The organism is Actinoplanes sp. NPDC026670 (assembly GCF_040638175.1).
Lineage (GTDB): Bacteria > Actinomycetota > Actinomycetes > Mycobacteriales > Micromonosporaceae > Actinoplanes.
Genome location: NZ_JBEZXU010000040.1, coordinates 1 through 15,062, shown reverse-complemented (window position 1 = coordinate 15,062; position 15,062 = coordinate 1). Strand labels below are relative to the sequence as shown.

The window sequence follows — 15,062 nt, the reverse complement described above, 5'->3', positions numbered from 1 at the left end:
CCGCCGACGCCCGGCCCGGCGTGCTTCCGGCTGTCGGCGCTTCGCCGGTCGCCGGGGTCTCCGCGCTTCCGCTGGTCATCGTCGACGGGGCGAATGTCGTCGGGTCGGTCCCGGACGGCTGGTGGCGCGACCGGGCCGGCGCGGCGGTGCGGCTCCGCGACAGCCTGGCGGCGGTCCCCGCCGTCGGCCTCCCCGACGTCCCGGCGCCGGTCGAGGTGATCCTGGTGGTCGAGGGCAGAGCACGAGACATCCCGCAGGATCCCGGGGGCGTGCGGCTCGAGCGCGCGTCCGGCTCCGGCGACGACAAAATCGTTGATCTGGTACGGCAGACCGCCCCCACCCGCCGCACCATCGTCGTGACCGCCGACCGAGGCCTCCGATCGCGCGTGACCACCTTGGGAGCCGAAGTCCGTGGCCCGTCAGCGGTCCCCCGCTGACCCGTCCACCCCGGAACTCCGACTCGGACGTAGACCTGCTCCCACCCGGTCAGGCCCACTTCGCGCGGCAGGCCGACGCGGACTGAGCCCCGCCTTCCCGCAGGGTGCGGACTGAGCCCCGCCTTCCCGCAGGGTGCGGACTGAGCCCCGCCTTCCCGCAGGGTGCGGACTGAGCCCTGCCTTCCCGCAGGGTTCAGACCGGCCCCGCCCTCTCCCACAGAACCGGCACGGCCACCGCCGCCCCAACAGGCCCCAGAGCCACCCACACCCTCCCGCGTATCTTGCACGATCCTCTCACCCGAAGTGATCTTGCAAGACTCTCCAGGCCGCGCCGAACCAGCATGACCCGCCCGGCCCTGCATGCCCACCCAGGCCGCGCCAACCCTGCATGTCCGCCCGGACCGGACCGACCCTGCATGGCCGACCCAGCATGCCCACCCCGACCGGGCTGACCGGGCACGATCCACTCCGGACGATGCCGACCTTGCACGATCCGCTCCGGACGTGCCGATCTTGCACGATTCGCCGTCGCCGTCGGCGATCTTGCACGATCCTTCATGCTGGTGGCGATCTTGCACGATCCTCCACGCCCCGGGGTGCATCACCGTGCAAGAACCACTTCGCGGCGTGGACCTTGCAAGTGTTTCCCGGTCGGGGCACGGAAAGTCCTGCAAGATCGGCCCGAGGGTGCACATTCGTGCAAGATCGGCCCCGGGTGCGGCGACAGGCGAAGGCCGGCGGGTGTCAACGGTCAAGACATTTTCGCGTTTCCGCTAGCAGGCGGGAACACGGGCAGTGACCGGCAGGAACACCGGCGCCGAGCGGTCGGGAACACGAGCCAAGGCCGGCGGGAGCACCGGCGGAGACCGGCAGGAACACGGGCGCCGAGCGGTCGGGAACACGGGCGGAGACCGGCGGGAGCACCGGCGGAGGACGGCGGAACGGCAAGCGGGAGCCGGCCGGAACGCCGGCGTCGAACCGGCGGGGACACAAGCAGCGACAGGCGGAGGCCGGCGGGGCAACAGAGCAGGGGCCGGGTGGGAACAGGGGGCAGGTTGCGGGAATGGCGGGGTGGCGTACCTCGGCGGGCTGACGCCCGGGGGAGGGCGTGTCGGCACCCGCGGTGGTGACCTCAGGTGGCCTCCGGAGGCCCTGATGATCCACTGTGGAATTTCGTCGGATAGGATCTCACCAGGGAGATCTTTGGCCGCTGCGGGGCAAACCGCGTCGTGCCGGGCCTGGCAGGCTCTGATAAAACGGGGCATGCGAGGACGGCCGTCCGGAAACCTGACGCTAGGCTGGAGCCGCAATGTAGACCCCGTCCAGGAGGCTGCCCGGGTGGCCAGTGTCGCCGAACTCAGAGCTGCCGTGGAGGCCGCGCTACAGCAGGTCACCGAGGGGCAGCAGGCGATACAGGCGGCGCGGGAGAAGATCGGTGAGGCGCAGCAGAGCCTGGCCGCCGCTCTCGACGGCAGCGCCAACGACGCGGTGGGGGCCGCGCACGCCTCGCTGTCACAGGCCGATCAGCAGCTCGAGGATTCGATGAGCGCCACCCTCGCTGCGGTCGAGCAGGCCCACACCTACACGGCGAACCTCTGACGCGATGTCGCTGCTGCAGGAACTCGGCGCCCAGCTTCGCGCCACCTCCGACGACCTGCCCACCGGGCTGGTCGCTGCGGCGATGGACAAGCTGCGCAGCGCGACCGACCTGCTCCGGTGGGTGCAGGAGGAGTCCAGCAAGGACCTCGGGGTGCTTCGTCTCGGCCACGCGACCGAGCATGCCGAGACGGCCGCCGCGGCGCTCCGGGCCACACAGGACGCCGTTGAGGCGTACCTCATGGTGCTCGGTCTGTCCGGGACGCCCGGCACCGCGCCGGGCCAGGAGTGGCGCACCGAGATGCGCCGGGAGGAGCGGCCGGAGCGCGCAGCGCGACCGGACGAGCCGCCCGCGGAGAAAGTGGAGAGCCTCGGGCCGTGGTGGCAGCAGCGGGTGGCGCAGCTGACCGGTGAGTCGCCGCCGGGTGGTTCGGACCGGCCGGAGCTCGGCGAGCAGGCCGATCCGTCGGACCTGCTGCGCCGGATCGCGGCCGGGGTGCGGGCCGGCGACCGGGCCCGGCTGGGGCGGGAGCTGCACGCGGTCAACGCCTCGACCGGGCTGGGGCTGTCCGCGGTGACGCCGCAACTGTTGCACCGGCTCGCCGGCGACCTGCTCGGGCACGAGCCGCGCCCGGAGGATGTGCCACGGCTGCGGACGGCCGCCGAGGGCCGGGTGAAAGCGCTGCTGCCGGGCACCCAGCCGGACGTCCTGGAGACGCTGCTCGACCGGATCTGCCGGGTTCCGCTGCGCCAGCAGCAGGAGAAACGCGGTGACCGGCCGGCCGGGCATCCGGCCGACAACGCGGTCACCGCGAGTGTGCTGACCGGGGTGCTGCTGGCCCGGCTGGGGCGGGACGCCGGTTCGCTGGAGCCGGACGCGCCGGAGCCGGTGCGCCCCCGGGCCGAGGCGGCGGAGGACCGCCGATGAGGCAGGGCTGGAGTTCGATGACCACTTCGACGATGCCGGCGAGTCATGGCTGAATCCACCAAGAACCGGGTCATGGAGATCCGGGCCGGGCTTTCGCACGCGCTCGGCGCCGCGCAGGTCGCCCTGGAGCGGGCCCACGAGGCCCGGGAGGCGGCCGAGGCGCGGTACCGGCGGATGGTCGCGGCGGCCACCTCGCGGCGGCGGAAGCTGGCCTCGGCGCGGGACGAGCGGATCCACGAGATCGACTCGTGGCACGACACCGAGCTGGCGGCGCTGGCCGGCGCGGCGGCGGGCGCGGCCGACCGGGCGGCGCCCGGGGCGGCCGGCGAGCCGTGGCACAGCTGGGAGCCGACCCCCCTGGACCGGGCCGCCGAGCTGCGGGTCGGGCGGCTGATGCTGCCGGAGGCGCCGCTGCCGGCGCCCGCCCGCGCCGAACGGCCCGGCGCCCAGGGGAACGGCGACGACGGCAAGAAAAGCGGACAACATGCCGCAAGGAGAGGCGAGCAAGGCGGCAGAGGCGGGCCGGGCGGGGCCGAGGACTGGGGCGGCGGGGCCTGGGCCGGTGCGCCGGGTGAGGTGACCGAGGCGTGGGCCGGGCCGGACAGCGAGCCGCCGGAGAGCGCCGCCGGGCCCGTCGTCGACGACGCGCCGCCCGAGGTTCCGGCGCTGGTGCGGCTGCTCGATCACGGGCACATCGTGGTCGAGGGCGACCGGCGGGCCGGTGACGACGTGGTGGCCGGGCTGCTGCTGCGGGCGCTCGGCACGAGTGTGCCCGGCCAGGTGCAGCTGATCGGGTACGACCCGGAGAACCTCGGTGGCGGGCTGGCCGGGTTCGCGCCGCTGGCGACGGCCGGCGTGCTCGCCTTCGTCGGGCCGGGCGGGCTGGACAAGCTGCTCGACGAGCTGGTCGGGCACGTGCGGCGGATCAACGAGACGGTGCTGGCCGGTGAGTACACCTCGGTGCGGGAGCTGCACGCGGCGACCAGACGGCGGCCGGAGCCGTGGCGGGTGGCGGTGCTGCTGGGCGCCGGTGAGCTGTCCCGGCATCAGCGGACCCAGCTGGACCGGCTGCTGCGGACCGGGGCGGCGTGCGGGGTGCACCTGGTGATCCGGGGGCAGTCGGTGGAGCCGGGGCCGGGGATCGAGTTCGTGGTGGCGGCGCCGGGTGACGGTGCCCGGATCGAGAGCGCGGGTGCTCTGCCCGTACGGCTGGATGGCGCTCCTCCGTCTCATCTGATGACCGCGACGTGCCGGCAGATCGCCGAGTCGGTGGCCGCCGGGCCGGCGCCGGTGGCGCTGGACAGCCTCCTGCCGGAGGCAGGGGCCGAGTGGCGGGAGAGTTCCGCGGCGGGGTTGACCGCGCCGCTCGGCGACAGCCCGCAGGGGCCGCGCGTTCAGGTGACGTTGAGTGACTACCCGCCGCATGCGTTGATCGCCGGGCCGTCCGGGACCGGCAAGACCAACTTCATCTACGCCTGGATGGGAGCGCTTTCCGCCCGCTACTCCCCCGACGAGCTGGCGTTCTACCTGCTCGATTTCAAGGAGGGGGTGTCGTTCGCCAGGTTCGCGCCGGGCCGGCGAGACCCGAGCTGGCTGCCGCACGTCCGGTTGGTCGGCGTCAACGTCAACACGGACCGTGAGTTCGGGCTGGCGCTGCTGCGGTTCCTGGGCGCCGAGCTGAAACGGCGGGCGGACGCCGCGAAGCAGCATGAGGTGACCAACCTGGCCGAGCTGCGCGCCGAGGATCCGGAGGGGTCGTGGCCGCGGATCGTGGCGGTGGTCGACGAGTTCCAGGTGCTGCTGGCCGGGCGGGACGCGGTGACGACGGAGGCCGTGGACCTGCTGGAGGACCTGGCCCGGCGCGGCCGGTCGCAGGGCATCCATCTGGTGCTGGCCAGTCAGGACGTGTCGGGCATCGAGGCGCTGTGGGGGCGGCCCGCGCTGGTCGCCCAGTTCAGCCTGCGGATCGCGCTGCCCAAGGCGCGGCGGGTGCTGGCCGAGACGAACCCGGCCGCCGACTCGCTGCCCCGCTATCACGCGGTGGTCAACGCCGACTCGGGCGCGCCGGAGGCGAACCGGATCGTCCGGGTGCCGGCGGCCGGCGACCGGGAGCAGTGGAGCGCGCTGCAGCACCGGCTGTGGCGGCGCCGCCCGGCCGAGCTGGGGCCGCCCCGGCTGTTCGACGGTGACGTCATCCCACGGCTGGCGGACAGCCCGGACTACCGGGACCTGCGGGTCGGTGACTCGACGACGGCGCCGGTGATGCTGCTGGGGCAGACCATCGACGTGGCGGCGCGGTCGGCGCAGACGGTGATGCGGCGGGCGCCGGGCCGGAACCTGGCGGTGCTGGGCACCCGGACCGACGAGGCGTGCGCGATCCTGGCGACGGCCGGCCGGTCGCTGGCCGCGCAGTTCACCCCGGGCGGGGCCCGGTTCTCGGTGGTCTGCCTGGACACCGACGCGCGGGCGGCGGCCGAGGCGCTGCACGCCCGGATCCCGGGGTCCGGGTTCTATCTGCCCGACGACGTGTACTGGCTGCTGGAGGACGCCGCCGCGGAGGCGACCGCGTCGTGGCCGGCGGACCGGCCGCATTTCATCCTGATCTACGCGGCGGACGCGCTGCCCGGCGGCAAGGAGGCGGCCGACCAGCTGCGGACCGTGCTGCGGCAGGGCCCGGAGCGGCGGCTGCACGTGCTGGGCTGGTGGCGCGGGGCCGGGCTGCTGCGTGACTCGCTGGGCGGGCACGCGTCGCGGACCGATCCGATCGGCGCGTGGGTGGCGCTGGACGTGCACGGCAGCGAGCTGTCGCCCTACTACCCGGGGCAGGGCGCGCCGAACTGGTATCCGCGCCCGTGGCGGGCCCTTCATTTCGACCGCTCGGTGCATCGTGGCGCCGAGGTGATCATCCCCTACGGAACCTCATGAGCGAACTGCAACCGGCCGACTTCGAGCGCGCCGACTACCGTACCGTCCTGCGCCGGCTGACCAGCCTGGACGCGAAGGCGACCGGGCTGCGGGAGGAGGCGCGCCGCTGGTACTCCGACCGGCTGGCCGCCGCCGACGTGGCGGTCCAGGAGGCGGCCGGGCGGCTGGAGGCGGCCGAACGGTCGGTCCGGTCGGCCCAGCGTGGCCTGGAGGAGGTGGACGCGCGGGCGGCCGGCCTGTGGTCGGACTTCGTGCACCGGGTCGGTCCGGTGGCCGAGCGGTTCGGGCGCACCCTGCCGCCGGCCAGCATCCCCCGGCAGCGCGGTGACGACGGGCCGGACCGGGACGCCGAGGACTACCTCAAGGAGGTGGAGAACCGGGTGCGCTACACACCGCCGGCCCGGCCGATCACCCTCGGCACGAAGATCCTCTTCGGGGTGCTGGGGTTCGCCGGCGGGCTGCTCGGCGTGATCGGCAATCTGATGGTCCGGCAGACCGGCGCGGCCGCGGGCGGGGACTGGCAGCAGGCGGCGCCGGTGGTGGCGCTGCTGGTGATGCTGCTCTTCCCGGTGCTGGCGGTGGTGACGGCGAAACTCATCGCCGACCGGCGGGACGCCCCGCTGGACACCTCGGCGGTCGTGACGGTCCTGGCGACCGGCCTGGTCACGGCCGGTCTGCTGTTCACCTCGGTCCTGGTCGCCCAGAACCGCTGAGGTCCCTCATCCGGCGGGCCTCGTCGGCCAGGGCGGCCGGGACACCAGGTCCGTCGTCGCCGCCGCCGTGGGCCTCGTCGTACTCGTAGTCGCCGCCGGCCGCCGCTTCGGCGCGCTCGACCTCATCGCGGGCGTCGTCTGCTGTGTCGGTCATGGAACCGGTTTTACCCTGCCTCGGCCCGGAAATACCGGGGATCACGGATTCACCACCCGGCTGCATTCCCCGTCGGCCGGCGGGATTCCGCCCAGCCACCCGGCGGACGGATTCCCGTCGACCGGCGGATGGATAAACAATTGTTCAGTAATGAATATGTGGCGCGCGTCGCGAGGTCGCGCGCCACATAAGCGATAACCGGCCCGGCGGGCGTCAGCTGGCCCGGCGCTCGCGCACCTGCTTGCAGTTCACACACGTGGTGGCCGAGGGGAACACCTCGAGCCGCTCCACCGGGATCGGGTTGGAGCAACCCTCACAGTTCCCGTACGTCCCGTCGTCGAGGCGCTGGAGCGCGTGCTCCGCCTGCGTGCGCCGGTCCAGCAGGGTCCTCAGCAGCGAGCTCGCGGCGTCGCGCTCCGCCGTCTTCGACCCACTGTCGGCCTGGTCGTCGCCGGCGGCGTCGCCGATCTCGACCAGCCGCAGCCTGGTGTTCTGGGCGACGGCCTCTTCGTACTCGCGGTCGAGATCCTCGAACCGGCCCTGCAGGATCACCCGGATCTGCTCGAACTCCTCGGCCGAGCGCCCCTTGGCCGTGCTCGCGCCCTTACCCGCAACAACCGCTCCGTTGACGAGCATGCAGTCCCCCTGCCCTTCACTCTGCCCCGACCGGTGGCCATCCCCGGGTCACCCTCGTCCCGGCCGGCTCGGCATGTGGAGCCGGACGATACCCACCGCCGGAGATCCCAAACGGGACCCCCGCGAAAAAGTAACCGGAGCATAACTGTCGGTGTTCGAATCCGCCACGGACTCGGCACGCGGGTCTTGTGCCGAGCGTCACGAGCCGGTCACGACGAGCGCCGGGTGACGTGGGTCGTCGAGACGAACGACCACGTCAGCGAAGGTTTCCGGGGCGACCTCGCCGGTGTAGCGCCGGTAGGCGGGCAGGGTCCAGGCGAGATCATCAGGGGTACGGCGAGCCAGCGCCCCCGGAGACAGCTCAAGGTGGACGGAGAAGTCGAACGGCAGCCCGGACCCGAGCAGCAGCGGGCCGCTGACCAGCACGATCGTGCCCGGCGCGAGCTCACGGTAGGGCGCCCGGGCGGCCCGGTCGATGCGGGCGTCCCACAGGCGCTCCAGGATCCGCCCGGAGCCGTCCGGACCCGCCGGGGACAGAACCTCCCGGATCAGCCCGGCCTCGTCGAACCAGCCGGTGTAGAAAGAGTCCGGATTGGTACGCCCGAACTCGAGCCGCAGCGACGCCGGGCGCAGGAAATCGCTGGTGTCGACACGTACCGCCGGGCGGCCGCGCACCCGCAGCGGGTCGACCAGGGCGTCCGCGAGACGGCCCGGATCAGCCGCGTCGGCGCCGTCCACGGCCACCCGCAGCCGGCTGTCGGATTCCCGACTCGCCAGCCGGTCGGCGAGGCCCTCGACGAGCAGGGGAAAGGAGACCGGTCGTACCCGCATGGATCAATCGTGCGGCAGGATGCTGATCCGTGCGTCGTCGGCCAGCCGGTAGCCCACTCCGTAGACGGTGGTGATCAGCGGCAGGTGCCCGCCGAGCTTGAGCCGCAGCCGGCGCACGTGCACGTCGACGGTGCGCTCACCGGCCCGTTCGTAACCCCAGACCGCGGCGAGCAGCTGCGCGCGGGTGAAGACCCGGCGCGGGCGCTCGGCGAGGTACTGGAGGAGGTCGAACTCCAGCCGCGTCAGCGGCAGCGCCTCGCCCTCCAGCAGCGCCTGCCGGGACGAGGTCAGCAGACGGACCTCCGGACCCTCCAGAGGCGCCTCGGCGGGCTCCTCGACCGTCTCCGGCCCGGGCGCCGGGGCCTGCTCGACGGTGACCGTCCCCCGGCTCAGCTCGACCAGCTCACGGACGGCGGCGAGCAGCCGGTGCGCCTGTGGGGACACCACGTCCCCGGTGAGCGGAATGGCGAGCGTCACGGTCAGCGCGGGCTCGGCGGCGCGGCGACCGGAACTCCGGCCCGGTCCGGCAGAACGACGATCGGCACGCGGCGACAATGCGCTGACCGGCATTGATTCATCCCCCAGAATTTGCTGACGCAAGCGAATACGATTTTTCACTCAGCGTAAAGGCCCGAACGATATTTCCGGTACGCCGGTGAGCGGGTCAAGTCGCCAACCACACTGTGGGAAAGACGTTCCATAATTCGTACGCCCGCTAATTCATTCCGGGAACGCTTTCTGTCAGCCTCATTAAACATTGCCGAACGTCATGGGCATGAGAAGACAACCGGGGGCGCCGCCGTCAAGGCGACACCCCCGGTGTGAAACGATTTTCAGATGTGAGTTCAGCCGCCCGAGGTGAGGCGGCGGCCGACCGCGGCGATCAGCCGGTCCAGCTCGGAACCGAACGGGTTGTCGTGCACCAGGTAGGTCCAGGTGGCGCTCGGCCGGACGATCTCGGCCCGCTCCGGCTGCCAGCCGTCCTCCAGATCGACCTCCTCGAAAGCCTCGATCGTCTTCGCCTCGACCTGGGTGAGCATCTCCTGGAACGCCGGCACGGCCGACCGGTGGAACTCGTCCAGCGGGTCCAGCTTGCCCAGCGCGCGCAGGTGCACACCCTCACGGACCTCCGACAGGTACGCCAGGTGGTCCGCCCAGAGCTTGTCGAGGTGGAAGAGGGCGATCGCCCGGGCCGCGTCGGACAGCACGTCCTCGTCGGTGTCCTTGGCCTTGTCGGCCGCCTTCTCCAGCAGCATGATCGCGGCGACCTCGGAGGTCAGCAGACGCTCGCGCCGCTCGGCCAGCAGCAGGCGCTGCTGCTCGATGACCACGCTGTAGCGCCAGGTGTTCTTGTGGATCTCGTGGTTGACGCCCTCGGCGACCCGCTGGGCGTGCTCCACCGCATACTCCACCTGGGCGTCGTGCACGACACCGTCGATGTCCATCCGCGGGGAGGCCGGGATGATGTCGCCGGCGTGCCGCTGGACCAGCTCGTCCTCGAGGCTGACGAAGAACACCGAGCGGCCCGGGTCGCCCTGCCGGCCGGCCCGGCCACGGAGCTGGTCGTCGACGCGGCGGCTGTCGTGCCGGCCGGAGCCGATCACGTAGAGGCCGCCCAGCTCGACGACGGCGTCGCGGTCCTTCTCGTCGCTGCCGCCGAGGCGGATGTCGACACCACGGCCGGCCATCTGGGTGGAGACGGTGACCGCGCCCAGCGCGCCGGCCTCGGCGATGATCGAGGCCTCCTCGGCGTCGTTCTTCGCGTTCAGCACATTGGACGGGACGCCCGCGTCGGCGAGCTGGGCGGCCAGGCGCTCGGACGCCTTCACGTCCAGCGTGCCGATCAGCACCGGGCGGCCCGACTCGTGGGCGATCTTGATCTCCTCGACCAGGGCCTCGTCGCGCATGTCGTGCGCCGAGTAGATCCGGTCGACGTCGTCCTCACGGATGTTCGGCGTGTTCGACGGGATGACCGCGACCTCGAGCTTGAAGTACTCGCGCAGCTGCTCGCCGACGTGCACGGCGGTCGCCGTCATGCCGCAGACCGTCTGGTAGAGGGCGATGAACGCCTGCACGGTGATGGTGTCCAGCACCTCGCCCTCGGCGGTGGCGGACAGGCCCTCCTTGGCCTCCACGGCCGCCTGGAGACCGTCCGGCCAGCGGCGGCGCTGGGCGACCCGGCCGCGCATCTCGTCGATCAGCTCGACCCCGCCGTTACGGACGATGTAGTCGACGTCGCGGCGCAGCAGGGCGTGCGCGTGCAGCGCCACGTTGACCGCGGACAGCGTCTCGACCTGGTCGTCGGCGTACAGGTCGATGTCGCCGAGCTGCTCCTCGACGTTCTTCAGGCCGTCCTCGGTGAAGGCCACCGAACGGCCGTCCTCGGCCACCTCGTAGTCCTTGCCCTTGCGCAGGGTCCGCACCAGGGCGGCGGCCTCGTGCACCGGGTCGCTCTCCACCGCGGTGCTGCCGGCCAGCACCATCGGCACCCGGGCCTCGTCGATCAGGATCGAGTCGGCCTCGTCGACGACACAGGTGGCGAGCTCGCGCTGAACCCGGTCGGCGACGTCGGTGACCAGCTGGTCGCGCAGGTAGTCGAAGCCGGCCTCGCTCACCGAGACGTAGGTGACGTCCGCCGCGTACGCCTCCCGGCGCTCCTCCGGCGTCATCAGCTCGGTCACCGACGCGACGGTCAGGCCGAGGAGCGTGTAGATCGGCTCCATCCACTCGGCGTCGCGGCGGGCCAGGTAGTCGTTGACGGTGAGGACGTGCACCGGGCCGTTGCCGAGGCGGGTGTGCCCATATGCCGCGATGGTCGCGGTGAGCGTCTTGCCCTCACCGGTGGCCATCTCGGCGACCCGCTTGTCGAGCAGGGCCATGGCGCCGAGGAGCTGCACGTCGTACGGCCGCTGGCTGATCGCCCGCCGGGCCGCCTCGCGGCCGATGGCGCAGATCTCGACGTGATCGCTCGCCTCGCGCGCGGCCTCGGTCAGCTCCGCGTCGTCCTTCTCCTGCAGAGCCTCCTCGCGCGCCTCGATCGCGGCAAGCCGCTTCGACAACGGGCCGAGGTCCACCGTCGTGCCCGGACGCTGGAGAAACTTGCGGAACCGGCTCTTCAGCCGCTGAGACACACCCATGGCGCGCAACGGTACTTCATTTTGCCCGAACTCAGGCGCCGGACTCCCGGCGGATCGCTGGAAGGATGGGCGCCGGCGATCGGCGTGCCGACGTTTGCCCCGGCCAGGCGCCGGGCACCTGATGGATCTGACGTCCGCCGGAGGGAGGCGCATGCCCAGCCAGCTCGTCTGCCGGCCGGAGCGGGATCTTCCGGTGGCGGTGCTACGGGTCAGCGGCACCCTGGACCGGGACACCGGCGGGGCGCTCGGCGCCGCGGTGCGCCGCAGCCTGGCCGGGCAGCCGGTGAAGGTGCTGCTCGACCTGACCCGGTTACGCGTCGGCGATCCGGGGGCTCTGGCCGGGCTGGGCGCGGTGGTCTGCCAGGCCGAGGAGTTCCCGTCGGTGCCGATCGTGGTGTGCGGCGCCGACCCGCCGACCCGGGACGCCCTGGCCGGTGTCCGGGACTGCGCCGGCCTGGAGTACGCCGACGACTGCGACAAGGCGCTCGCCGAGGCGTCCGCCGAGCCCGGCGGCCCCACCCTGCGGGTCCGGTTGCGGCCGGTCCCAGAGGCCTGCCGCCAGGTGCGGACCCTGATCACCCAGGCCGGCACGGCGTGGCAGAGCGCCGACCTGACCGCCACCGCCACGCTGGTCGCCACCGAGCTGGTCGCGAACGTCGTCCGGCACGCGCACACCACCATGGAGTTCACCCTCGGGCTGCGCGGCGGCCGGCTCACCATGGCGGTCCGCGACGGCAGCCGCCTGATGCCCCGGGCCCTCGATCCGGCCGTCACCGCCGCCGGCGGCCGCGGGCTGCGCCTGGTCCGCGAGCTGACCGACGCGTGGGGTGTCGTCCCGGTCCCGGACGGCAAGGTGGTGTGGACACAGCTGACCACCCCTCTCGGTGCCGCGGCCCCCGGTTGAGGTGCGGTAGCGTTCCGGTCGTCGGAAGGGCGGGGCATGGCGATCCGGTGTGACGTGCGCGGCGACGGCGCCGGCGTGATCGCCACGCTGTCCGGCGAGCTCCAGCTGACCGACCGCGCCGACCTGCGGGAAAGTCTGCTCAAATGCCTCGCCGAACAACCCGGGGCGCTGCTCGTCGATCTGTCCGCGCTGACGGTCCGGCAGCCCCTCGCGCTGTCCATCTTCAAGGTGGTGCTGCGGCAGGCCGCCCGCTGGCCGGGCACCCCGATCATGTTCTGCGCGCCCGGCCCGGACACCCGCGAGCTGCTCACCGCCGCCGCCGGCCACCGGCTGCCGCTCTACCCCAGCGTCGCTGCGGCGCTCGCCCACCTGCACGACCAGCGCGTCACCGTGCCGTCGATCAGCGAGGAGCTCCTGCCGGTCAGCGGCTCCACCAGGCACGCCCGCGACATCGCCACCGAGACGTGCCTGCGCTGGGACCTGCCCGCGCTGGTCGCCCCGGCCAGCCTCATCGTCACCGAGCTCGTCGCCAACGCCGTCGACCACGCGGACACGATGATGACTCTGCGTCTGTCCTTGCGGCAGCGGTACCTCTACATCGCGGTCCGGGACGGCTCGTCACAACCACCCGCGCCGGCGCCCGAAATGCCGCCACCGCACGCCAGCGGGCGCGGGCTGCTGCTGGTCAACGAGCTCGCGTACAGCTGGGGGTATCTGCCGTCGACCGGCGGCAAGGTGGTCTGGGCGGCGCTGCGCCGCCACTGACCGGCGCCACGGTCCGTCACCGTCCGCGATCAGGCCCGGCGCAACACACCGGCCAGGCCCGACACTGCCAGGATCCTCGTGACGTACGGCTGAGCGCCCGTCACGCCGAAGTCGACCCGTGCCGCCGAAGCCGCCTGGACCGCGTCCAGCAGCACCGACACGCCCGCGGCGTCGACCAGTGGGACCGCCGTCAGGTCGACGAGCACCGACCGTACCCCCGCGCTGTTGATCGCCTGCCGCAGGCCGGCCCGCAGCCGCTGCGCGGTGTCCCGGTCGACTTCGCCGCGCACCCGCACCGCCAGGGCGCCGCCCGCCCGGGCCACCACCACCTGCATGCCCGGCCGGCCGCCCCGCGACCCGCCCGCCCAGTGCGGCGGGCTGTCGCTCAGCATCGCCTCACGCAGCCAGGTCAGCGCCCGGCTCAGCAGCCGCGACACATGCATCTGCGAGATGCCCAGCTCGTCGGCGATCTCCGCCTGGGTACGGTTGCCGTAGAACCGCATCGCCAGCATCCGGCGCTCCCGGGCCGGCATGCGCAACAGCAGATCGGTGACGGTCAGCTTGTCGGTCACCGACTCCAGCTCGGCGTCCAGCCCGCCCAGCAGGTCACCGAACTCCGTCGCGCCGTCCCCGGCGACCGGCGCGTTCAGCGACGCCGGCGAATGACCGGCGGCCGACTCCACCGCCTCCAGCACCGCCGCCTCCGGCACACCCAGACGGTCGGCCAGCTCACCCGTCGTCGGGGCCCGGGACAGGACGCCGGTCAGCAGCATCGAGGCGTGACCGACCTCCAGGCTCAGATCCTGAACCCGGCGCGGCACGTGCACGCCCCAGGTGCGGTCCCGGAAGTGGCGCTTCAGCTCGCCCGAGATGGTGATCACCGCGTAGGCCGTGAAAGAGCCGCGCCGCGGATCGTACCGATCAATGGATTTGACCAGGCCCAGCCGGGCGACCTGCTCCAGATCCTCCAGATGCTCGCCCCGGCCGCGATAGCGGCGGGCGAGCCGCCCGGCGAACGGCAGGCAGTACCGGATCAACCGCTCCCGCGACTCGCCGGCCTCGGCCGGGGTCGCGCCGTCCAGACGTTCCGCGTAGGCGAGCGCGGCCGCGTCGAGATCCTCCAGCATGCCGTCGGCCGGTTCCCCGACCTGACCCCGCGAGGGCATGTCACCCCTTCCGGAAGCGGTCCGGGACAGCACCGGGTGTTCCGGCATACGCCCCACCATCGGAAGCTACTGCCCGTTCCACTCTCCCCCCAAACCCGGCCGCGGCGCGGCAACCGGCCTGCGGCGTGCGTCACGGCAGGCCCGCACCGGGGACGGTCCGGCCTGACCGAGTCTCTCCCGGCGTCCGCCGCCCACCTCCGGAACGCCGTGACGTCAGCCCAACGAGGTGTGCCCGATCTCCGGCGGGCGGGAACCTCAGGGCCGATCTTGCACGAACCTGCACCCCCGGCGGCCCCGCACGAACCTGCACCCGGGGCCGATCTTGCACGCTTCTGCACCTCGGGGCCGATCTTGCAGATAACTCCACGCCCTGGAGTCTTCTGCGCAGACACCTCACCTTGAAAGGAAGGACAGCCCTCGGACGGGTGACGTCTCCTCAGCTAGCGCCTCCTCGGCTAGCGCCTCCTCCACCCGTGCCTCCTCCACCCGTGCCTCGCCGCCCGTGCCTCCTCCACCCGTGCCTCGCCGCCCGTGCCTCCTCCACCCGTGCCTCGCCGCCCGTGCCTCGCCGCCCGTGCCTCCTCCACCCGCGCCTCGCCGCCCGTGCCTCCTCCACCCGCGCCTCGCCGCCCGTGCCTCGCCGCCCGCGCCTCGCCGCCCGCGGATCTTGCACGACTTTTCACCCTCGCGCCGATCTTGCAGCTCTTTCCGCGTCCCAGCAGGAAGAAGGCTGCAAGGTCTCCCCGGCGCAGTAGACCTTGCACGACAAACCACCCCCAGACGTGAAGAACCTTGCAAGATCTGTGAAGGTTTTTGTCAAGCGGTGGCTTCGAGGATGCGCCAGATTTGGCGGGTTATGTAGCGTTTTAG

Annotated in this window: 13 protein-coding genes; 7 read left to right on the top strand and 6 right to left on the bottom strand. The window is 72.6% G+C overall.

The genetic code is table 11. The annotated features are described in order from the left end of the window. The first annotated feature begins 20 nt into the window (after positions 1–20). From AB0E94_RS32605 to AB0E94_RS32585, 5 genes are all read left to right on the top strand, one after another. A complete protein-coding gene (locus tag AB0E94_RS32605; RefSeq protein ID WP_360334441.1) occupies positions 21–437 on the top strand; it encodes a hypothetical protein in 417 nt (138 codons plus the stop codon). A gap of 1,338 nt (positions 438–1,775) precedes the next feature. Further along, positions 1,776–2,036: a hypothetical protein gene (locus AB0E94_RS32600; protein ID WP_106320458.1), complete on the top strand. Its 261-nt coding sequence runs from the start codon at positions 1,776–1,778 to the stop codon at positions 2,034–2,036. 4 nt (positions 2,037–2,040) lie between these two features. After that, positions 2,041–2,961, top strand: coding sequence for a hypothetical protein (locus tag AB0E94_RS32595; RefSeq protein WP_360334236.1), 921 nt, complete (start codon positions 2,041–2,043; stop codon positions 2,959–2,961). 45 nt (positions 2,962–3,006) lie between these two features. After that, positions 3,007–5,886, top strand: coding sequence for an FtsK/SpoIIIE domain-containing protein (locus tag AB0E94_RS32590; RefSeq protein ID WP_360334233.1), 2,880 nt, complete (start codon positions 3,007–3,009; stop codon positions 5,884–5,886). Further along, positions 5,883–6,599 carry a hypothetical protein gene (locus AB0E94_RS32585; protein WP_360334230.1) on the top strand — a complete coding sequence of 239 codons (717 nt, stop codon included), beginning with the start codon at positions 5,883–5,885 and terminating at the stop codon, positions 6,597–6,599. The genes AB0E94_RS32590 and AB0E94_RS32585 overlap by 4 nt, the downstream gene beginning before the upstream one ends. Here AB0E94_RS32585 and AB0E94_RS32580 read toward each other — a convergent pair. The 5 genes from AB0E94_RS32580 to secA2 form a co-directional block, all read right to left on the bottom strand. Then, a complete protein-coding gene (locus AB0E94_RS32580) occupies positions 6,568–6,753 on the bottom strand; it encodes a hypothetical protein (RefSeq protein WP_360334227.1) in 186 nt (61 codons plus the stop codon). The two genes, AB0E94_RS32585 and AB0E94_RS32580, sit on opposite strands and share 32 nt — an antisense overlap. Before the next feature lie 213 nt (positions 6,754–6,966). Continuing rightward, complete coding sequence (locus AB0E94_RS32575) at positions 6,967–7,389, bottom strand: TraR/DksA C4-type zinc finger protein (RefSeq protein ID WP_360334224.1); 423 nt, start codon at positions 7,387–7,389, stop codon at positions 6,967–6,969. Between the two features lie 198 nt (positions 7,390–7,587). Beyond that, positions 7,588–8,220, bottom strand: a complete 633-nt coding sequence (locus AB0E94_RS32570) for a uridine kinase (RefSeq protein ID WP_360334221.1) — start codon at positions 8,218–8,220, stop codon at positions 7,588–7,590. A 3-nt stretch (positions 8,221–8,223) separates the two neighbouring features. Continuing rightward, positions 8,224–8,697: a winged helix-turn-helix domain-containing protein gene (locus AB0E94_RS32565; protein WP_360334438.1), complete on the bottom strand. Its 474-nt coding sequence runs from the start codon at positions 8,695–8,697 to the stop codon at positions 8,224–8,226. A 368-nt stretch (positions 8,698–9,065) separates the two neighbouring features. Then, on the bottom strand, positions 9,066–11,357 hold the full coding sequence (gene secA2, locus AB0E94_RS32560; protein WP_360334218.1) for an accessory Sec system translocase SecA2: 2,292 nt from the start codon (positions 11,355–11,357) through the stop codon (positions 9,066–9,068). Positions 11,358–11,508: 151 nt separating this feature from the next. On the opposite strand from secA2, the gene AB0E94_RS32555 reads away from it, so the two are divergent. Next, on the top strand, positions 11,509–12,261 hold the full coding sequence (locus tag AB0E94_RS32555; protein WP_360334215.1) for an ATP-binding protein: 753 nt from the start codon (positions 11,509–11,511) through the stop codon (positions 12,259–12,261). Between the two features lie 36 nt (positions 12,262–12,297). Continuing rightward, positions 12,298–13,026, top strand: coding sequence for an ATP-binding protein (locus tag AB0E94_RS32550; RefSeq protein ID WP_360334212.1), 729 nt, complete (start codon positions 12,298–12,300; stop codon positions 13,024–13,026). A 29-nt stretch (positions 13,027–13,055) separates the two neighbouring features. On the opposite strand, the gene AB0E94_RS32545 is transcribed toward AB0E94_RS32550, so the two are convergent. Continuing rightward, positions 13,056–14,192 carry a SigB/SigF/SigG family RNA polymerase sigma factor gene (locus AB0E94_RS32545; protein WP_360334435.1) on the bottom strand — a complete coding sequence of 379 codons (1,137 nt, stop codon included), beginning with the start codon at positions 14,190–14,192 and terminating at the stop codon, positions 13,056–13,058. Positions 14,193–15,062 lie beyond the last annotated feature (870 nt).